Raw genomic sequence first — 19,966 nt, 5'->3', positions numbered from 1 at the left:
CTACCCCCAACATTATTATCGACTCCCACTTATATAATTAACATTATGTTAATCTACAAGTGGAAGTTTGTGAATAGGTGGGGCATTTTCTTTCCCGAAACCGGGTAATTTAATTTTACCACTGACAGATAATGCGTACAAAACTGCGACGGAATACAATCGAGTCTATCAAGGTATATAGCTTCATCCAGTATCGGAGAGTGATGACTATTCTCCAGGAATACTTCAGTGAGTGTACTAAAGTGGAGTGGTATCCATTGTCATTCTGTATGAAGTATATGAGCAACGGAAATACAAAACAAAAGAGGATCTATGAGTTGGTGACATATTTGGAGGAGACTTTTCAAATAGCAGAAATTGGAACACATATTACCAAAAATCAAATATATCAAGCGTTAAGGTATATAGACCAAGATACGCTCGGATCCGACTTAAAGAATGAGTTTGTACTTTCAGTTCTCAAACGACTCGGTGTATCTGTCGGGCATCTCAAGCTTATAAAAAAAGAAAGGGGTTGGTCACTTGACAAAGATAGCACAAATCAAAAACAAGTATGTTAATGAATACCAAACAATTGGAATGTCTCTAGAAAATGCTGTAAGTGAAGCGATGCAGAACCTTAAAAAGTTGGACCATCGCAAGAGTTATACCATTATGCATGACTGTAATCGGGAAAGCTGTACCGATACACCTATTACAGTTAGTGGAGTAGAAGGGTATATAGTAGAGGGCATTGATGAAACTGATGTTGTCAATTTCGCATTGCAGCTATATTTGCCGATTGCACGATTGGACAGTTTTAAAAGACTTCTAAAAGAGAAACTGACAGAAAAGTTGTTTCTTGATATGCTAAAACAGCTCAACATAGACATTTCTGAACAGGAATTTGACAAAGGGAAGGAGAGGGTATATGCATACACAGATTGTCCTGTATGCGGAACAAGGCGTTTTTACTTTTCGTGGGATCAGAAGCGACAAAAAATATTTGCAGGTTGCTATAAACCAGATTGTAAGATGCATGACGTTATGGACATCATCACGTTTGTCCAAAAGCAGAAAAATTTGGGCTATAAAGAGGCTGTGTTATCACTCACCGAAATACTTTCGCAGATTACAGAAGAAAAGATAGTAAAAGAATCCGGTTTAATTCCAAGTATTCCGCTGGAGTACTGTGAAATCAAAGATGAAGCCCAATACTGTATTGTGGTTACATCAAAGACAGATTTGCTTTCAGTCTGCCAGTTCATGCAGTCAGCAAGTATAATTCTGATCGAAGCACATCATATGCCGTACATGAAAAGTATTATTGAATCGATTGTACCTTCAGATCAGATTTTGATACTTCTGTGCGAGTCCTACCAATGTAGGCAGTATGAGAAGGCTGCTTGCAAAGCATGGACAGGTGATAGGCAAGTAGTTGTGAAAGGACTTCCTGAAAAGAGGCATGAAAATCGATTGCTGGGATTAGCCGCAGTCAAACTACTGGCTAGTGAATTCAGCTTTTAGATATGCTCTACAGTTTAAGAGGGAAAAATCCCTCGATACAAAAAAATTTGACATGAGTAAGAGAAATAAGTTATGCTTTGTTCATCCAAGATAATCTTACAAGATGAAATGGAGCTATTGATCATCATAATAAAAAAATCCTTCGTCAACAAGGGGTGTACACATGCCCCTTGATTTTTTATAATGCTGGAATGCCAGCTTTATATAAATCCTTCTTTTTTAAGATCTGACTATAAGCAAGCCTTTCGAGGCTTGTACTACATATTTGACCATGTGCTTTAATGAGGTACATGGTTTTTTTATGCCCTTTTATGGTAGTTTGGTCAAATACGTTTTTAAAAACGTGTCCAATGTGGTAATAAAATGTAATAATTATCACTTTTGATAGCAGAAAGTGAAGTTTTGAGTGCTTTATTATGGTAAATTATGGACTTCGGATTAATTTGAATTAATACAGATTAATACAGATTAATACAGATTAAGATGAATTAATCTAAAGCTTGATTCATAGAAAAAGGAGCGGTTTATGAATAAAAACAGTATAGGAATATGAGGACATTTCTGTTAACACGTTTTTATAAACGTGACAGTCTTTAGATAAAAATCTACGGAAAAAAAGAAAGACCGCAGTAATGAGAGATTACCTACAGTCATATTGCTAAAAACGCATTTATTCTCCTTTAATCGCGGATAATCCGTAATAACATGGGATAATCAAGAATGACTATTTCATTTGTCAGCACTTATATCTAAATATCGTTAAATCCTATCTGCAGCAAGTTCTACTACTTTTTGCAATGGGAATCCCATAAAGAATGGTACCTTCCGAGTAATTGTACGAGTGCCAGATTTGATTTGGTAGCGGAGAGTGAGTGTATCAAGCATACCACAACGGGTTCTATAGATATGGTATACTCTGTTATTGCCACTACAAACAATTTTAGTATCTATTACTTCACTTTTCATTGAAAATCCTCCTTATTGGGCATCTTACCCATAGTATTTATTTTGATATTTGGGATTCAAAATGGTTATATGTTATCAAGTCAAATGGACCAATTTTCATTATTAAGTAACTGTACTGGAGATAGTAGGTTTCCAGTGTAGGGGTGGTTGAATAGAGGCTGAAACGCAGCTCTGGTTCTGAAGATTCAATCAGAAAGCCTAGCAGGTACTGTAATTTTGCACGTAAAATTTTTACTGTTTCCTTTAATCTTTCGTTAGTGGTGTCAACACCACAAAAGGTATGATAGTAGTTGTCTATATGTAGTAAGACATATTCACCCATTCGGATAATAGCCCGAAAGTTTACAGCCTCATCCTGATAGTCCATTAGTATACATCTTATAGCATTTAGGCATTTATCGTAGTAATCAGTAACTTCAGGCGTTTCGTGGGGGATAAGTTGGAGCAATATTATACCTCCAAGGTCAAAATATTATGCTATTATCATACTCTAAATTTAAATCTTCAGCAATATAATTTGACTAAAAATGATAATAAAAATTTGACTGTATAGAATGCTAATTTGGTGTATAATTTTAATATAAAGTATTAGAGGTGGAAAATGGAAAAACGACAGGTTTGGTTTGCAATTTCAGAAAAGACATACTATGAAATGCGGTCATTTGCAGAAAAGAATAATCTTCCAAAGGTTCGGAGTAAATTCTTGATGTATGTATTTTATAATTTTAAGGGTAAGGAACTGAAAACTGATTATTCGTATTCTCACGCCAATCGGAAAATGATATGTGCCAAATTATCAGATTCTGAAATTGAATATATCTCCGAGCTTGAAAAGAGATATGGAAGAAATAGCAGTTCATTAGCAAGAGATATGCTATATACGTTTTTACAGTGTGAAACTGATAAAATAAGTGATTAGGAAGTAGAGCTATAAGAAATGAATTTGGCAAGAGAACATAATTTACACAGGTAAATAATATTTTGTTTACTTCAGAGTATAATTAATTGCTTGCCTCATATGAAGTTTAAATAATTTTTCAGAGGACCATTTTAATAATCTTTATAGCAAAGAATATATATGGAAATTTAATGGAGCTACTGGATGAATAGCTAATGATGCGGACTCCTACGATTTTATGGTTAATTAGGAATATTAATAAGAGCATAAGCTTAAGCATATGCTAAAGCCATATCAATAGCTATACTCAAGCAGACGGATATAACATTAAAGCCATATCTTTATCACAGCATAGTAGAAACTCCCGAATTCCCTTTATATATATAAGAAATGCAGGAGTTTGTAACCGTAATGGGATTGTTCTAGATATGCTGAATCTTTATCCTATTATGGGATAGATGGACAAGCTGTGGTCACATCAATTATGTTATGTTTAAGAATATGCTTGAGATATGGCTGAAGATATGGATTGAGGTAAAGCTTAAGCTTAAGCATAGTGGAGTAGTCCGTATGTTTGTTATTCAATAGTATGATGAAGTGCTTCAAATATCAAGATGACCGAAACAAATTATATATCTTATAATAACTTATCTACTGCTGCTATTTTATCTGCCCGTGGTGTATGTATATAGAAGCGTGTGGTTGTTTCCGTGGAACTGTGTCCAGCAAGACGTGAAACCGTGGGGAGAGGAACACCTGCTTGGATCAACCTGCTGCAAAAAGTGTGCCTCAAGACATGACAACTAATATTGTCAATTCCCGCAACATCACAGTATTTTTTAATTATTTTATCAACGGCTTCCCGGCGAAGTGGACCACGCTGCCCAATAAAAACTTTGTCAGAGGATGAAATCCTTATTTTCAGATAGTCCATCAATGCCGAACGAGCCTGGGCATTGAGAGGGCATTCTCTGTATTTTCCACCTTTTCCTTGTCTGATGATGATATAGCTATAATTGGTATTGCCATTTCTCTCGGTCAAATGAATGTCTTGGATGGACAATGAAATGAGTTCGGATACACGTATTCCACAGTTATATAGCAATTCATAGATGGCGATATCCCTTTTGTTACATTTAGTGTAAATAGCCCTCTTAAGCTTATTTTGTTCAGTGCGTTCAAGTGTCTTTATTTCTCTCTCGGTTGAGTCGGCCATCAAAAGCCCTTTAATGGGAATAACTTTGCTTGTACCTTTGCTAATCAGAAACTGGTTGAAGCTATTTAGTGCTGCCATTTTCCTGTTGATGGTGGCAGGCTTTCTTCTTAAAATGTTTAGAAGATAGTTTCGGAATTCACGTGCGTCTTGCTCAAGAACTTGACCATCGAATTCTTTGCCATATGTAATATCAAACCATTCAAGAAACTGTTGTACATCGGATACAAAACCATTAATGGTATTCGGACTTTTGTATGCTGATTTTAAAGTATTTTCATATTCGGTAATCCAATCCAATTTTATTCTCCCCCTTTACTACAATAATTGAACGATTTATCATACTGGCTAAATAATCTGGCTTCATAAATTTACATTATGTGGCGAGTTTCTATTTTTGCCATACGAATTCATGCGGTTTTACGGCACTAAAATATCAAATAAAGAATTAAAATCTGGCTACATAAGTTTTTAGAGGCATTTTTCAGAGTCATCGGTTATAAATGTTAACTCTAATAGTCTATTAAGATCATGGATCATATCTGATGTAGTGGTAGTGTGGTAATCAAACACATGTTTGTTAAGTATAGGTGTTTCCTCCTTCATTGAATGAATATCGTTGAAATAGACAATTAGATCACTCAACATTTTTAACAGGAGCTGGAATTCTGTTTCTGTAACCTTCTTGTTTTTGATTAAACCAATAGCACCAGATAGATTTTCAAAAAGGTTGAAAAATTTATTGGTATCACCGATGGTGGATTCTTCAAATTCTTTTATAAAATCATTTTGGATATCAGCTGTATCAATAAGTTTGGGATCTCGTATGTTTGTCCTTCCCAGTAAATAGTCAAGGGAGACATTAAATATCTCGGCTGTTTTGCATAGTGTTGCAATTGATGGTTCTGCTCTATTTTTTTCGTATTTTACCCAGGCAGCATCTGAAACACCCACAAGTTCTCCTATTGCACGCATCGTTAATTTCTTTTCATTTCTCAACATTGCTAAACGTTCACCAATCATAATTTCACTCCTTCTCAAAAAAAGTATAACACAAAACTGCTAAAAAGTAAGTAAAAATATTTTAAGCAAAACTTGCAATATAGTAAAAATAGATGTTAAAATAAAAACATCCAAAAAGTAAGTAAAGGGATGTGATGACTATGAATATCTATAAAAGCCTTCATTGTCGATATGATGGTGAAAGAATTTCGGTAGAGCGTGCAAGGCGAGGTATCAGTATGCGTCAACTGGCTGAACAGGCAGAACTTGATATTAAGACAATATCCAGGATTGAGCGAAACCAAGTAAGAGCTAGGCCACAGTCGGTAGGTAGAATTGCTACTGTACTTGGGATGGATATAATTGACTTCATTATAAAAGAAGTACCAAATGATGAGACTGATAATCACTAGAACGGAAACAATGCAGGATAAAACGGACAGGTTTGATATTGAATCAAATTGCGATCAGATTATAAGGCTATTGATTGAGTTGGAGGGATAGAATGACGGAAGAAGAATTGTGTGAGGAAATCATCCGTATGATTACAACGGGTGAAGTGGATGAGGTGAGTATCTTTGGGATAACGGCAGCCGATGAAACGCTTGTGCCGCTTACGGATGCTGAAGAAATCATAAAGGCATTGGGTTTCTACCCAAATGCCACGATTGAACAAGATTCAGAAACACATAAAAATTACTGGACGGTCCATTCTAACAGGACCACCGCAAAGGAGGGGATTCATAATGGAGATAAAAGTTAATAAAAATGGATTTGTCGATTACGATGAACTATTTGATAAATTGCTTAACATGAGTATTGAAACTATTTTCCGAGCAGCATATGCAGGTTGGGTTTTCGGATAGAAAACTGGCGTGGCACTTATAGACTTACGAACGGGTGAAATGGTCACAAAGAGTGTCGATAAAGGAACTGAAAAGATGGCTGCTGGCGAGAATGAAATCGTAGTTTATAGTATTTCTGCAGACAATAATGTTTTGGACTGGGATCTGGTTCTCGATCAATATGATATGCTGGTATGGGGACTAATTACAGCAGAACAGTATGCTGAAATTAGGGCAGGTAAAGGCGAAGAGATCATTTGGGATGTCAGAGAAAAGTATCTTCAAAATAAAAATCAATCTTTTGAGGAACTTGCGATTCAGGAATATATGGAGCGTGAAGAATTGGACTGGTTTTTTATACACGTACAGCTTCGTGAAAAGTACCGAGAATAGCAAAAGCAAATGGAGTTACATGGACAAAAGTTAACGAGCGAATGGTTAATCATTTACAATGTTATAATTGGGACTAGGCTTAAACTCCAAGTTCAATGGCGAACTGCCTTTCTATAAAAAGATACAATGGACTTACCAAAAAACAAATGAAATATAGATTAGACCTTGAGAAAGTAATGCTTTTTAAAGGTCTTTTTTATTTGTTCATAAGAGTGCCAAACTCTTGATATTACAGGTTCCACGGCATTTATAATAAGTTAAATGACTTCACCCAATATATGATTCACATACAAGTCATTATAATTCACAAAAGTAGTTAATCATTTGCATAAGACGGATTTAGACATAAAAGGATAATGTTGTTGTACTTCAAAATGATCCTTTATATAATATAGCTATAGCAAAATAACAAGAGATATATGTAAACAGCATGGAGTAATATCATAATTAAGTAAGTTAGATATTTTCATTTCTAAAAGTTTACAAAGTAGGGGGAATTGCAATTGTCTATAGATTGGAATGCATTGAGGATATGGGATGGTTCACAGCAAACTGCATTTGAGGAGTTATGCTGTCAGCTTGCAAGACATGAAAATATTCCAAATGGATTAGAGTTTGTTAGAAAAGGTACTCCTGATGCAGGTGTAGAATGTTATTGGAAACTGGAAAATGGAGATGAATGGGGCTGGCAATCAAAGTTTTTTACAAAAACGCCTGAAGCTGCTCAATGGAAGGAGCTTGATAAATCCATTACGACAGTTTTAAAAAAGCATCCTAAACTTAAGAAATATTACATCTGCATGCCTTTAGATAGAGCTGATCCAAGGATTGAAAAACAAAAATGGTTTATGGATAAATGGAATGAAAAAGTTGCTTTATGGACTATACAGGCTCAAGATAACGGTATGGAAGTCAGCTTTGAATATTGGGGAACTTCAGAAATTTTTGACAGACTTTCTAAAGAAGAGCACAGGGGAAGGTATCTTTTTTGGTTTAATAAAGAGCAATTTAGTCTGGAATGGTTTAAGGGCAGGTTACAAGAGACAATTGCAAATGTAGGGCCAAGATATACACCTGAACTTAATGTAAAGCTACCTATATCTAAAATATTTGGTGCATTAGGATGTACTGATGAATTCATAAATGAAGTGAAATACTACTGTGGTAATTGCTTAAAACAATTTCATAAATTATCAACAACAAAAGTAAAAACCATATGTTCACAAAATTATAATGATTTAAGCACAAAAACAGAGAAGATAATTGAACTAAAAGATAATATTGATAGAGTCAAAACAAATGTCATAGATTGGATAACATTTACTAAAACGCTTGAAGAAATAATAGAGCTTATTGATATAACTAATAATGATATTCAACGCTTGGAGATAGAAGAGAAAAAAGGTGAAGGGGGAAAAACAACTTCTCAAAGATATGATTATGAATATCATCACTTATATCAATTGAGAAAGCGGGTATATGAACTATCAGATTTCATTACAGACTGTAAAGCAAATCTTACAAACTTAAGAACATTGCTGTTGTTAGGTGATGCAGGTTCTGGTAAAACTCATTTACTTTGTGATGTCGCAGAAAGTAGACTTTTAGAAGGACTGCCTTCGATTTTACTATTGGGGGGACATTTTATAAATGAGGAACCTTGGTCGCAGGTGTTAAAGCTACTTGATGTAAAAAGTAGTAAAGACGAATTCTTGTCGATTCTCAATACAGTAGGAGAAACAAGACAATGCAAAGTTCTTTTAATAATTGATGCACTTAATGAGGGAGAAGGACGGAATTTTTGGCAGAAGTATTTAGCTGGATTCATTGAGAGTATAAAAAGATACGAATGGCTATGTTTAGCAGTAAGTGTAAGAAGTACATATGAGACAGCAATTATTCCTGATCACCTTGACATGACAAACCTGATAAGAGTTTATCATAATGGCTTTAGTGATATTGAGTATGAGGCGACAAACGAATTTTTCGATTACTATGGAATCCATAAACCCTCAATGCCGTTATTAGTACCTGAATTTAAGAATCCACTTTTTCTAAAGTTATTCTGTAAAAGTATAAAGAACAGAGGCTCGGATACAATTCCAAATGGTATTGAAGGCTTGAATAGTATTTTTAACTTTTATATAGATTCTGTAAATTTGAAGCTTTCAAAGGAAGAATATTTAAATGTAAACCCCAAATTAAACGTCATAGGAAAAGCTATTGATAAGATGGCTGATACAATGGCTGATACAAACCTATATTATATACCAATAGAATCTGCTATGGATATTGCTGATAGCATATGCCATAAGGAGGAGTTTGAACGGTCGCTTTACAGGTACTTGATAAGTGAAGGAATATTAAGTGAAGACAGAGTAAGAATAGGAGATAAGGACTGGATTGATGTTACGAGGTTTTCATATGAGAGATTTACGGATTTTATGGTAGTTAAGCGTTTAATAGAAAAGTTATTTAAAAGAGAGTCAGGAGAATTTGATACAACAGTATTAAAGGAACAGTATCTAAAAGATGAATATGCCGCTTGGAGACAAAAAGGTTTAGTTGAGTCGTTGTTTGTACAATTGCCTGAAGCTACTGGAAAGGAGTTATTTGAATTAATACCAGAGTGCAGCAGTTATGATTCCGTAGTAAATGCATTTATAGATAGTTTTATATGGAGAAATCCAGAATATTTAAATGATAAAACAACTGATTACATTAATAAATACATAATGTGCTATAAAGATAGTAGAAACAACTTTATCAATTCCTTGCTGTTAATTTCTTCAAACGAAAAACATCCATTCAATGCAGAATGGCTACATGGACTCTTATGGGATATGGATATTGCAATTAGGGATAGTTGGTGGTCAATTTTACTGCATGAACAATATGGTGAAAAAAAAGCGGTAAATAGGCTTATAGATTGGGGATTATCCGAAGCAGATAAGTCCTATATAAGTGATAAAGCTATAGAATTAATTAGTATAAGTCTTACATGGTTCCTTACTTCTTCAAATAGGTTTTTAAGAGACAATGCTACAAAGGCTCTTGTAAATATATTGACTGACAGAATAAGTGTAGTAATTAATCTATTGAAGCGATTTAACGAAGTAAATGATCCATATGTTATTGAAAGATTGTATGCCATTGCTTATGGCTGCATTTTAAGGAGTAATAATCCTAAAGAAATAGTGGATCTTGCAAAATGTACTTATGAATTAGTTTTCAATAATAAGGAAGAAGTATATCCTAATGTTCTGTTAAGAGATTACGCTAGAGGAATTATTGAATATGCTCTTAAACAAGGAAGTTTAGATGGTATAGATGAAACTAAAATTCGACCTCCTTATAGAAGCAAGTTGACACTTAAAATGCCGTCTAAAAAGGTATTCTCAAAATACACAAATACAGATGAATTTAAGTCTCAAGAGGACTGGACAATGTATAGCCTTTATGAATCAGTAATGGGATTTGGAGACTTTGCAAGGTATGTAATTGGGACTAACACTAATATTACAAATTGGTCAAAGATTAAAATTAGTGAACCTGACCCAGTAACCTTAAAAGATAAGTACGATGATTTTGTAAAGTCACTTGACAATGGTGAATTAGAGGCATGGGAAAAATATGAAAAGACAAGATGTGAACTTTATATAAACTGTTATCTTGGGGATATTTGGGATGAAGAAAAGAAGGAGAAAGTATCCCAAAAGGCACTAGAACAGAACTGTATTTTGGCTGAAAAAGACTTTTTTGAGATCTTAAGCCCGGATAAGAAAATGGTGTATGACAAGTATGTAAAAAAATATCTTAACGATGGGGAAACAGAGAAAATTGAATATATAAGTTTAGAATTTATTCAAGCATGGATATTTAGAAAAGTATTAAATTTAGGATGGAGTGTTGAGAAATTCGGGCGATTTGATAGTTATGTTGAAAGATATGGTAATAATGGAAGGGGAGCAAATAAGCCCGAACGAATAGGAAAAAAGTATCAGTGGATTGCATTATATGAGATTTTAGCCCGTTTATCAGATAATTATAAATATGTAGATGAATGGGATGAAGATAAACGAAGATATGAAGGTCCTTGGCAACTATCTTATATTAGAAATATTGATCCTTCATGTACATTAAAGAAAACTTACAGAGATTCGAGAAAAAATTGTTGGACTATGCCAATACAATACGATTCATGGCAAGAAAGCGAAAGTGAGGAATCTTGGTTAAAAGATATTACAGACTTACCTGATGAAAAAATGGCTATAGAAGTTACACATCCTGAAGAGAAGTCTAATTGGTTTATTTTAGAAAATCATATTAACTGGGAGGAAGAAGCACCTCTGGACAAGGAACGATATGAAAAGCCAACAAGACAACTTTGGTATATGATTAAAAGTTATATTGTAAAAAAGGAAGATTCAGAAAAATTTTATGAATGGGCAATGCAGCAAAATTTCATGGGAAGGTGGATGCCTGAATCAAGAGATATTACAAATTTATTTTTAGGTGAATTTTATTGGTCACCAGCATACGATTATTTAGTACGTGATGAGAATGAGATTTGGGTAGAAAACCATAGGAAAGAACTTCCGTGTAAAGTTATGGTTACTGCAATTAACTATCTTTGTGAAGAAGGTGTATATGATTGCTCTTTAGATGAAAGTATACGAATAACTCTTCCAACAAGGGAGATTGCAGAGAAGATGGGAGTGAAATGGAATGGAAAAGACTATAAATATTATAATAATGAAGGTAAAGTAATATTTCAGGATCCTTCGGTTGATAATGAAGCACCAAACTCCCTTTTGGTAAGAAAGGAAGAATTTCTTAAATTTCTTGATGATAATGGTTATGATGTTATTTGGACTCTACTTGGAGAAAAAAATATCATACATTCACATAATCAAAATGAAATTGGATGGTTAGAGATTAGTGGTGTTTATAGGTATATTAATGGCAAGATTGAAGGAAATAGGAATATTGTATTCAATGATTTAGATAAGAACGTGTATAGGTAGAAATTCTAACAGGCAAAATATAGGCCAGCAATTTGCATAATTTCTTTGGTTGATTATAAACATTTAAATGTTATAATAATGCTACAAGGTTGAAACTCCATGTCCAAGGGCAACCCACCTTTCCCTGAAAAGGGCAAAATGGGCTTCCCCCAAAAACAAAAGAAAAAATGAAGATGAGACCTTGAGATAAGTCATTTAGACTTGTTTCAGGGTCTTTTTTATTTATCAGTATGGAGTATCAAACCCTTGATATTAAAGCCGTTACGGCATTTTTGATAAGTGACCTGCCACCCGCCTTCCCAAAAATGTGGAGAGCCTTTTGATTTTGGGAGCCTGTTTTTGGGAGGGAAAGCGAGTTTGCCTTTTTTGATGGAAAAGAGGGAATGAGGGATTGGAGGGGGACATGAGGATGGAGAAAGGCCGGTAATCACTTGGTTATACAGGCTTCTTAGCACTCCAGTGGCAAATATTTAAGGATTGTATATTTCTAAATAAAGAAGCAGTGAGATAAGGTGTTCGAACTTGTCCACTGCTTTTTTGACTATTTATAGGCATTTCCTAAGCGACTATTGACAACGTTAGACTATTATGATAGTCTAGACTATAGAAATAGTCTAATGAGGTGTTGGCTGCAATGCAAAAATTATTTGACAGCGAAATTAAAGTTATGGAAATTATATGGGGAAATGAACCAATTAGTGCCAAGCAGATAAGCCTTATTGCTGCGGAGCAAATCGGTTGGAATAAAAACACTACGTATACTGTTATAAAAAAGCTTGAGGGCAAGGGATATATCAAAAGAGAAGAACCGGGTTTTATCTGTTCGTCGCTGATTTCCCGTGAGGATGTCTGCAAGACCGAGACCCAAAGCTTTGTGGATAAGTTTTTCGGTGGTTCAAAAAAGGCACTTTTCTCTGCGTTACTCCAGGATGAAAAGCTCTCTTCCGATGATTTGGATGAATTGAGAAAGATGATTGAAGAGAGGTGAGGGCATTGCTTTCTGAAGTATTCTATTGGCTTTTCAATATGAGCATATCGGCATCTGTTGTTGGTATCATCGTTTTGCTTTTGGGGAAAATTAAAAAGCTTCCACGGCGCCTAGTTCATATATTGTGGGTAATTCCTTTTCTTAGAATGTGGATTCCAGTGGGGATTTCAAGCAAATATAGTCTGATGACATTGGTTTCAAAATTTACTACGAAGACTGTGGTCGTATATGAGGGAGCTTTGGACTATACCTTAACAAACTATATTATGGCTGCAGACAAGTATTTTCCGATTACCTATAAAGTGAATCTGCTTGATAATCTATTCAATATTGCATCTACCGTCTGGATTATTGTTGCTGTTGGCCTTATGATTGGTTTCTCAATGCTTTATGTCATTACAAAATCTGAATTAAAAGATGCCAGCCTTTTACGAGATAATATTTATGTTTCGGGAAAAATAAACTCACCGGCAATATACGGTGTTTTTTGTCCAAAGATTATTATTCCTAAAGGTTATGAGCAAAGAGACCTGAACTACATTTTGGCACATGAATCCGCTCATATTCAACGTAAGGATAATTTATGGCGTATCGTTGCTTTTATCTCGGCTTCTATTCATTGGTTCAATCCTTTCGTTTGGTTATTTTTAAAGAAGTTTTTAGAAGAAACAGAACTTGCCTGTGATGAGCAAGTGTTGGCAGACTGTGATGAAGATGAGAAAAAGGCTTATGCACTGGCTCTTGTTGATTGTGCGGAGAGCATGAATGTTTTTGTCTCTCCATTTGGTGGAGCAAAGATACGGGTACGCATTGACCGCATTTTGTCTTATAAAAAACTGTCAATCATTTCGGTTGCGAGTTTTATAGTATTTGCTATTGCAATTGGATATGTGCTTCTGACAAATGCTTCTTAAAAAGGAGGTGAGCGTATGAAAAGAATTCTTTATACTGGCTGTACTATAATGTTTTTTATTCTTATCCTGTCTAGTTGCGACAAAGCAGAAACATTTCCCGATGAGTGGAAGGAGCTAAAATATGTGACAGATAGTTTTACATTGGAGGATGCAAAACGTGAGGGTTATGTTGTGATGGAGGATGGGGATGTTACCTGTGGGCAAGAAGCATGGCAGAATTTTGTTGATTTGTCTTCAAAGAAAATACCTTGCAAAATCCGGGTTGTACACTATTACACAATCGGTGATCCGTCGGATTACGATCCGGAATATTATGAGAGCATAAAAGATGATTATCCAATGATGTTTATCTTAGAACTTGTTTATAACGGGGAAACATTTAGTGTGGGCCACTACGAAGAGGAAAAACTGTATACGTCGGAATTCAAATATCTTATGAAGTACGAGGGAGAAGCGGAAACTCCCAAATCCAACTTTACTTCGTTTGTAAGATATGTATTAGTAAATGATGACAAAGTGACTTGGGACGATATTATGCATGGTGTGACTAGTTCTAAGATGGATGATTATATACCGTTTAGAGAAATATACGCTGATTTGGTTTATAAGGAGGAGTATAAATGACTCGATTTAAGAAGTTTTATTTTTTTTTCTGTGATTGGAGTGCTAATAGCATCGTTTTATCCCCTTTTTATGGGGGTGAAAGTTATTGGCGATATGGTACGGGACGGAACGGTTTTGGCAGAAAACTACCCTAAGTACATAATACCCTATACGCCGATTAGTTTGGCAGTAATAATTGCGGTTTTGCTATTACCGGTTTTGATGAAATATGCCAAAAAGTTTGCATTGGCAGTAGCAACCGTAATCTCTCTTGTGGTCTTTTTTGTGTCGGAACTGCTGCTTGAGAATATGGTTATTGTTACAGATACTGTTAAAACGACCCTTGAAAGTTGGCAAATGTTTATGTGTTATGTACCGCCGGAAAACTTTGAGACAAGGACGTGGAGGGCAGTTGATGTATTGATTGGAGATTATAGTCCGGCATTCAAAATTCACTTTTATGCTATTTCGGTGGTTTTAATATTTGCTCTTGTAAACTGCCTTTACGGTTTTGCCCAAATAATTATTACAAATAATAAAAGCAGACTAAAGGCACTAGTGATCCAGTCGGTATTCACTGCTTTGTTTCTTGGGCTTTGTATTTTTGCTTGTTTTACCGCATTCTTCAGGGATGGAGGAATTACAGTATCTGCCATATCGGCGGTACTTATGAGTTTATTCTTTGTCGTTTTTGGCGTAACAGCAGGTGTATATGTTGGTTCATTTCTGATTGAAAAAAAGAAAACGCTTTCGGTATTGCTACCATCGATTGTGGCTTCAGGAGTTACAATCATTATGTATATCGGTGAGATGGTCCTACTGAGTGGTCATCTGTATCGTTTCGGCTCCGGTTTTTTATTTGATGGGCTGGCAGGTATTGTACTTGCCCCTATAGATATACTGATTATTATAGCATCAGGATGTATAAATGCTGCTATATGCTATACTTTCAGTAAATCAAGCAAGCGACTTGAAGTTTAAGTTTCAAATGAGCATGTGGTAATAGGGAATGTGTTTGGGACAGCAGGAAATGGTTATTGCATCATTAAGGGCAGGAGGCACCTGCTCTTTTTATGTTATTGTATCAGAGAAAAGCATTATAAAATTCATTGCAAACCAATTTAATTAATAATGCAATGTTGGTATTTATCATTTATCAAAGGGACTATATAATGGTTGCGCTGTTTCTGCTCCGGATAAATTACCCAGAGTTGCTCAAGTTACGTGGTATTTTGCTCCATTGGTTCTTATATGGATTGAAATTAAACTAAAAGGAGTTGAAGATGGCAAAGTAGTTTTTCAATTTTATTATAATTTGTTAAGTTAGCGAGAGCATTATAGTTCTTTGCAATGCTTTTTAGAAGAATTAGAAAAAAGCTTGGAGCCAACGAAGTTTGCGAATGGCAAATTTCGTGAGAACAACGGAAAAATATTTTTCAACACACATCCAAAACTGGATTACATATGTTTTTTTCTGATATTATTATCTATATGAATTAAAAAAAGATAAGAGATAATAGTTGAGGTGTTCAATATGGCAATTATGTTTTACAAGGTAAATGATGAAAATGGTTGTTTTTCTAATTTTTCCAAGCATGGATTTGAGCTTAATGGTAAGTATTGGAGTACAAGTGAACATTATTTTCAAGCAATGAAATTTGCAGGTACAGAATATGAAGAGGAAATTCGACTTTCTGCAACACCAATGGAAGCCGCTAAGCGTGGGAGAGATAGAAATAAACCTTTAAGGAAAGATTGGGAGCAAGTTAAAGATGGTATTATGAGAGAAGCTGTCTTGGAAAAATTTAAAACTCATGCTGATATTCGAGAAATTCTTATATCAACTGGTGATGAAGAAATTATTGAAAAAACTACTGATGATTACTATTGGGGATGTGGTTCTGATGGTACAGGTAAGAACATGCTTGGTAAAATACTTATGGAAGTTCGTGCAATTTTAAAAACAGATATATAAGTTGCACTATTATGCTATGCAATAGATTGAAAATGTTGATGCCGCTATCTGTAATTTGACAATAACAGTATCGATAGAGAAACTCTTAGCTGAACAAGTATTTAGAAATAGTGTTTTCGGTATAATAAAAACCGAGCGATCCGGAACTTAAAAAACCCTGCATAAAATGGAAAAATTCCATTGCAAGCACCCCTAAAAAATAATACCCTTTAAGTTGTCCACACTTTAAGGGGGTAATAGAAAGAATGCTAACAATGGAACAAATATATCGTATCAGAAATATGAAGAAATTTGAAGGAAAAAGTTTAAGAAAAATATCTCAGATTACTGGACATGATTTTGAAACTGTCAAAAAGTACGTCAATAAAGAAGACTTTAACCATACGATTCGTCCAAAACAGAGACGACAAGGTAAATTATCTCCATATAGAGACATAGTTACTACATGGCTTATTAATGATAAACAAGCAACACATAAACAGCAACACAGTGCAAAAAGGGTGTATGACCGGTTGAAGGAACTATATCGGGATGAATTTGATGCTAGTGAACGGTCAGTTAGAAAGTTTGTTGCAGATATCCGAAAGGAACTACAAATTGATAAGGACGGTTTTCTTCCGTTGCTACATCCTCCAGGAGAGGCACAGGCGGATTTTGGAGAGGCTCGCTTCATCGAGAATGGTATTACATATGATGGATACTATTTCAATATATCCTATCCACATAGTAATGGCGGTCATATGCAATTATTCAAAAGTGCAAACCAAGGATGTCTTCTAGAAGGTATGAAGGCAATATTTGAACACATAGGTGGCGTTCCAACAGCTATCTGGTTCGACAACATGTCTACGGCTGTCAAGAAGGTCAAAGAGTATGGAGAACGTGACTTAACCAAAGGATTTTTAAGATTCATGATGCATTATGGTTTCCAGAGTAACTTCTGCAATCCTAATAGTGGTCATGAAAAAGGTTCAGTAGAAAACAAGGTTGGATATCATCGCCGGAATATGCTTGTTCCAATTCCGGAATTTAAGGATTTAAAAGAATACAACAAAACGCTCCTGTTAAAATGTGATAAGGATATGAACAGGATGCACTACAAAGGATATGGGATGATTAAGGATTTATTCCTAGAAGATAAGCAGGAATTCTTTAAGCTTCCGAAGATTCCCTTTGAAATATACCTACACGAATTTGCTAAAGCCGACAACTACGGGAAAATTAAGTTTGATGGCAGAACTTATTCGACTTCTCCTAATATGGCTGGACGACAGGTTATGGTTAAAGCAGGTGCTTATGATATAGAAATACTTGATGAGGATTGCAATTATATAATCAAGCACAGGCGCCTTTACGGAGAGGAAAAGGAATCGATGAATTGGATTCCCTATCTTGAACTTATGAGCAGAAGACCAACAGCATTAAAATATACAGGGCTATACAATCAACTACCGCAAACATTTAAAGAATATCTGGACAAAAGTGACTATGAATCGAAGAAGCAGGCTTTAAAGCTATTTACAAAGATGACGATAGCTACAGGCTTTGACACGGCAATAGAAGCATTTGAAGAAGGGATAAAATTAGGTGTAAGTGATCCAGATAGTATTTGGGCAACATATTGCCGTTTAACGACCGGAACTTTACCGGAATCAGAAATAATTTTACCTGATACAGTTCCTAAGGTTAAGAAATATACACCTGACTTCAAGATATATGATCAATTGATTATTTCCGGAGGGACACAGCTATGAATTCAGATATATTGATTAAGCAGTATTGCAAGGAACTCCGGTTAGGAAGGAATATATATGATAATTATTCAAAGATTAGAGCAACCGATTATACTGATTTTCTTGCACAGCTTTTAAAGATGGAGGTAGAACACCGGGAACTTGTTAGGAAAAACAGAAATCTAAAATCAGCAGGTTTTGATGTCATTAAGAGTTTTGAAGACTATGAATTTGGAAATATTCAGATACCAAATGCTATCAGTATTGAAGAATTAAAGACCGGAATTTTTATTGATAAGCTTGAAAACCTGATTCTTTATGGTCCTGTAGGAACAGGAAAAAGTCATATGGCCACGGCTATCGGAGTTGCAGCTTGTTCCAGGGGAAAGAAGGTAAAATTCTATCGTACAGCAGCATTAGTTAACCTTTTGAGCGAGGCAAAGGCCAAGGGGGAATTACAGAGATTTATGAAACAGTTGAGCAAAACAGATTTGTTAATCTGTGACGAATGGGGATATGTTCCTTTTGAGAAGGATGGCTCACAGCTGCTGTTTCAGGTTATTTCAGAATGTTATGAAAAAAGGAGCGTGATAATTACAACAAACCTGGAATTTAGTAAATGGAACGGCATTTTCTATGATGAAAAACTTACTAGTGCAATTATTGATAGGTTGGTACACCATAGTCATTTACTTGTATTTCAAGGTCAAAGCTACAGACTAAAACACTCAACCATGAAATCCCAATAATGGAATAGGGGTGCTCGGAAAATTAAGTTCCGCACTGCACGGATTTATACTTGCCAAAAACAGTCTTAGGACAACTATTGGAGGTAGATATATCGTTATATAACAAAGTCTATAGACTAGTGAAAGAATATTATAAAGAAAAATATTATGAAATGCAAAAACCAGTTTTATTGCATCATGATTATGATATGCAGAATCTTATGGTAGAAAATTTAACAAATCGGGTAGTTGTTATTGACTGGGACTCAGCTAGAGGGGGTATACCAGAGGTTGATTTTATTAAGGTAAAATATTTATGCTTGCTAAAATGCAATGAGAGTTGTGTAAGAGAATTTATTAATGGCTATAAAAGTGTAAGGGAACTTGATATTACTATGAATTATCCAATACAGGAAATAATTTGGCTATGTAAAATGTATTTATTTGAATCAAAATGGAAATTAGGAAGAGATGAAAAATTTTATCCTTCTCAACAATTTTATTATAACGAAATTATTAATGCGTGCAGAAACTTTGAACATTTTTTTGATAATTGTATGAATAAATATGTCATGAAATAACCGGTAATTAGTTTGCTCAGCCAATTGCAAATTAATAAATATAAAGGGGGAAAATATTGTGAATATTAAGAAAGGTGTAAAAAAAGAATATTGGGATTATAGTTTTAAAGAACTGTTAAACGCTCCTGTAAGTGCACTTATTGGAATTAGTGAATATGATGCAAAACTATTAAAAGAGGCACTGGGTATTGAAACTATAAACGACTATGCTCAGCTTCAAAGTGTGAAATGGGCGCGTTCTATAATGACTCTTGCCCAATTAGAAGAATAATTTTTGCATATACATTGCTATAGAGACGTTAATGAATATGCTTCTAAACTTTATGGATTGTAAGATGGTTGGAGGGATCAAAAATTATTAAAAATGTAATATTTGATTTGGATAATACATTGTATGAACATAATTTATTAAGACAATCTGTTAATAATAGTATTAACTTTATTCTAAAAAAATATTTCTGAGCAATTATAATGATACCAGAAATTAAGACAGACAAAACAGCAAAAATAAGTTAAAATGGAACTATGGAAAAGAGAAGACATTTTACACCTGAAGAAAAAGCAAAAATAGTAATCGAGGTCCTAAGGGAAGAA

The 19,966-nt window shown here is 34.8% G+C and carries 20 protein-coding genes; 16 read left to right on the top strand and 4 right to left on the bottom strand.

Annotation, left to right across the window (positions count from 1 at the left end):
* Window positions 1-257: 257 nt before the first annotated feature.
* On the top strand, window positions 258-560 hold the full coding sequence (locus tag EFD62_RS17670) for an FHA domain-containing protein (protein ID WP_162302533.1): 303 nt from the start codon (window positions 258-260) through the stop codon (window positions 558-560).
* The gene (locus tag EFD62_RS16085; protein WP_128706487.1) at window positions 523-1,506 is read left to right on the top strand and encodes a hypothetical protein; all 984 of its coding nucleotides are present in this window, start codon (window positions 523-525) and stop codon (window positions 1,504-1,506) included. The genes EFD62_RS17670 and EFD62_RS16085 overlap by 38 nt, the downstream gene beginning before the upstream one ends.
* Before the next feature lie 759 nt (window positions 1,507-2,265).
* Here the strand turns inward: EFD62_RS16085 and EFD62_RS16080 are convergent.
* Together EFD62_RS16080 and EFD62_RS16075 are read right to left on the bottom strand one after the other, a co-directional pair.
* Window positions 2,266-2,472: a hypothetical protein gene (locus EFD62_RS16080; RefSeq protein ID WP_128706486.1), complete on the bottom strand. Its 207-nt coding sequence runs from the start codon at window positions 2,470-2,472 to the stop codon at window positions 2,266-2,268.
* A gap of 37 nt (window positions 2,473-2,509) precedes the next feature.
* Window positions 2,510-2,920: a hypothetical protein gene (locus EFD62_RS16075; protein WP_128706485.1), complete on the bottom strand. Its 411-nt coding sequence runs from the start codon at window positions 2,918-2,920 to the stop codon at window positions 2,510-2,512.
* 153 nt (window positions 2,921-3,073) lie between these two features.
* Here EFD62_RS16075 and EFD62_RS16070 point away from each other — a divergent pair, with 153 nt between their 5' ends.
* A complete protein-coding gene (locus EFD62_RS16070) occupies window positions 3,074-3,391 on the top strand; it encodes a hypothetical protein (protein WP_128706484.1) in 318 nt (105 codons plus the stop codon).
* A 616-nt stretch (window positions 3,392-4,007) separates the two neighbouring features.
* On the opposite strand, the gene EFD62_RS16065 is transcribed toward EFD62_RS16070, so the two are convergent.
* Complete coding sequence (locus EFD62_RS16065) at window positions 4,008-4,883, bottom strand: tyrosine-type recombinase/integrase (protein WP_128706483.1); 876 nt, start codon at window positions 4,881-4,883, stop codon at window positions 4,008-4,010.
* 171 nt (window positions 4,884-5,054) lie between these two features.
* Window positions 5,055-5,606 carry a helix-turn-helix domain-containing protein gene (locus EFD62_RS16060; protein WP_128706482.1) on the bottom strand — a complete coding sequence of 184 codons (552 nt, stop codon included), beginning with the start codon at window positions 5,604-5,606 and terminating at the stop codon, window positions 5,055-5,057.
* 140 nt (window positions 5,607-5,746) lie between these two features.
* On the opposite strand from EFD62_RS16060, the gene EFD62_RS16055 reads away from it, so the two are divergent.
* The 13 genes from EFD62_RS16055 to EFD62_RS15995 all read left to right on the top strand — a co-directional run bounded on the left by EFD62_RS16055 (window position 5,747) and on the right by EFD62_RS15995 (window position 19,643).
* The gene (locus EFD62_RS16055) at window positions 5,747-5,998 is read left to right on the top strand and encodes a helix-turn-helix domain-containing protein (RefSeq protein WP_128706481.1); all 252 of its coding nucleotides are present in this window, start codon (window positions 5,747-5,749) and stop codon (window positions 5,996-5,998) included.
* A 74-nt stretch (window positions 5,999-6,072) separates the two neighbouring features.
* Entirely contained in the window at window positions 6,073-6,348 is a 276-nt protein-coding gene (locus EFD62_RS16050) for a hypothetical protein (RefSeq protein ID WP_155522913.1), read from the top strand.
* Window positions 6,349-6,460: 112 nt separating this feature from the next.
* Window positions 6,461-6,823, top strand: coding sequence for a hypothetical protein (locus EFD62_RS16045; protein ID WP_155522912.1), 363 nt, complete (start codon window positions 6,461-6,463; stop codon window positions 6,821-6,823).
* Window positions 6,824-7,326: 503 nt separating this feature from the next.
* Window positions 7,327-11,850: an AVAST type 2 anti-phage system protein Avs2 gene (avs2, locus tag EFD62_RS16040; protein WP_128706478.1), complete on the top strand. Its 4,524-nt coding sequence runs from the start codon at window positions 7,327-7,329 to the stop codon at window positions 11,848-11,850.
* A gap of 634 nt (window positions 11,851-12,484) precedes the next feature.
* Complete coding sequence (locus EFD62_RS16035) at window positions 12,485-12,838, top strand: BlaI/MecI/CopY family transcriptional regulator (RefSeq protein ID WP_128706477.1); 354 nt, start codon at window positions 12,485-12,487, stop codon at window positions 12,836-12,838.
* On the top strand, window positions 12,835-13,752 hold the full coding sequence (locus tag EFD62_RS16030) for a M56 family metallopeptidase (RefSeq protein WP_235832684.1): 918 nt from the start codon (window positions 12,835-12,837) through the stop codon (window positions 13,750-13,752). Before EFD62_RS16035 ends, EFD62_RS16030 begins: the two co-directional genes overlap by 4 nt.
* Before the next feature lie 15 nt (window positions 13,753-13,767).
* Window positions 13,768-14,376 carry a hypothetical protein gene (locus EFD62_RS16025; protein WP_069194076.1) on the top strand — a complete coding sequence of 203 codons (609 nt, stop codon included), beginning with the start codon at window positions 13,768-13,770 and terminating at the stop codon, window positions 14,374-14,376.
* Between the two features lie 75 nt (window positions 14,377-14,451).
* Window positions 14,452-15,336, top strand: a complete 885-nt coding sequence (locus tag EFD62_RS16020; protein WP_407921099.1) for a hypothetical protein — start codon at window positions 14,452-14,454, stop codon at window positions 15,334-15,336.
* 553 nt (window positions 15,337-15,889) lie between these two features.
* Window positions 15,890-16,330, top strand: a complete 441-nt coding sequence (locus EFD62_RS16015; protein WP_128706474.1) for an NADAR family protein — start codon at window positions 15,890-15,892, stop codon at window positions 16,328-16,330.
* Between the two features lie 245 nt (window positions 16,331-16,575).
* Entirely contained in the window at window positions 16,576-18,084 is a 1,509-nt protein-coding gene (gene istA, locus EFD62_RS16010) for an IS21 family transposase (protein ID WP_128706473.1), read from the top strand.
* Window positions 18,081-18,812: an IS21-like element helper ATPase IstB gene (gene istB / locus EFD62_RS16005; protein WP_128706472.1), complete on the top strand. Its 732-nt coding sequence runs from the start codon at window positions 18,081-18,083 to the stop codon at window positions 18,810-18,812. Before istA ends, istB begins: the two co-directional genes overlap by 4 nt.
* Before the next feature lie 50 nt (window positions 18,813-18,862).
* Window positions 18,863-19,372, top strand: a complete 510-nt coding sequence (locus tag EFD62_RS16000) for a phosphotransferase (protein WP_162302532.1) — start codon at window positions 18,863-18,865, stop codon at window positions 19,370-19,372.
* A 58-nt stretch (window positions 19,373-19,430) separates the two neighbouring features.
* Window positions 19,431-19,643: a hypothetical protein gene (locus tag EFD62_RS15995; RefSeq protein WP_128706470.1), complete on the top strand. Its 213-nt coding sequence runs from the start codon at window positions 19,431-19,433 to the stop codon at window positions 19,641-19,643.
* The last annotated feature ends 323 nt before the right edge of the window (window positions 19,644-19,966 follow it).

This window comes from Acetivibrio mesophilus (assembly GCF_004102745.1).
GTDB lineage: Bacteria > Bacillota > Clostridia > Acetivibrionales > Acetivibrionaceae > Hungateiclostridium > Hungateiclostridium mesophilum.
This window is presented reverse-complemented; position numbering and strand designations above follow the sequence as displayed.

Coding starts and splice junctions, on each gene's coding strand:
- EFD62_RS16080 (WP_128706486.1), bottom strand. CDS start 2,472: ATGAAAAGTGAAGTAATAGATACTAAAATTGTTTGTAGTGGCAATAAC.
- EFD62_RS16070 (WP_128706484.1), top strand. CDS start 3,074: ATGGAAAAACGACAGGTTTGGTTTGCAATTTCAGAAAAGACATACTAT.
- EFD62_RS16060 (WP_128706482.1), bottom strand. CDS start 5,606: ATGATTGGTGAACGTTTAGCAATGTTGAGAAATGAAAAGAAATTAACG.
- EFD62_RS16055 (WP_128706481.1), top strand. CDS start 5,747: ATGAATATCTATAAAAGCCTTCATTGTCGATATGATGGTGAAAGAATT.
- EFD62_RS16035 (WP_128706477.1), top strand. CDS start 12,485: ATGCAAAAATTATTTGACAGCGAAATTAAAGTTATGGAAATTATATGG.
- EFD62_RS16025 (WP_069194076.1), top strand. CDS start 13,768: ATGAAAAGAATTCTTTATACTGGCTGTACTATAATGTTTTTTATTCTT.
- EFD62_RS16015 (WP_128706474.1), top strand. CDS start 15,890: ATGGCAATTATGTTTTACAAGGTAAATGATGAAAATGGTTGTTTTTCT.
- istA (WP_128706473.1), top strand. CDS start 16,576: ATGCTAACAATGGAACAAATATATCGTATCAGAAATATGAAGAAATTT.
- istB (WP_128706472.1), top strand. CDS start 18,081: ATGAATTCAGATATATTGATTAAGCAGTATTGCAAGGAACTCCGGTTA.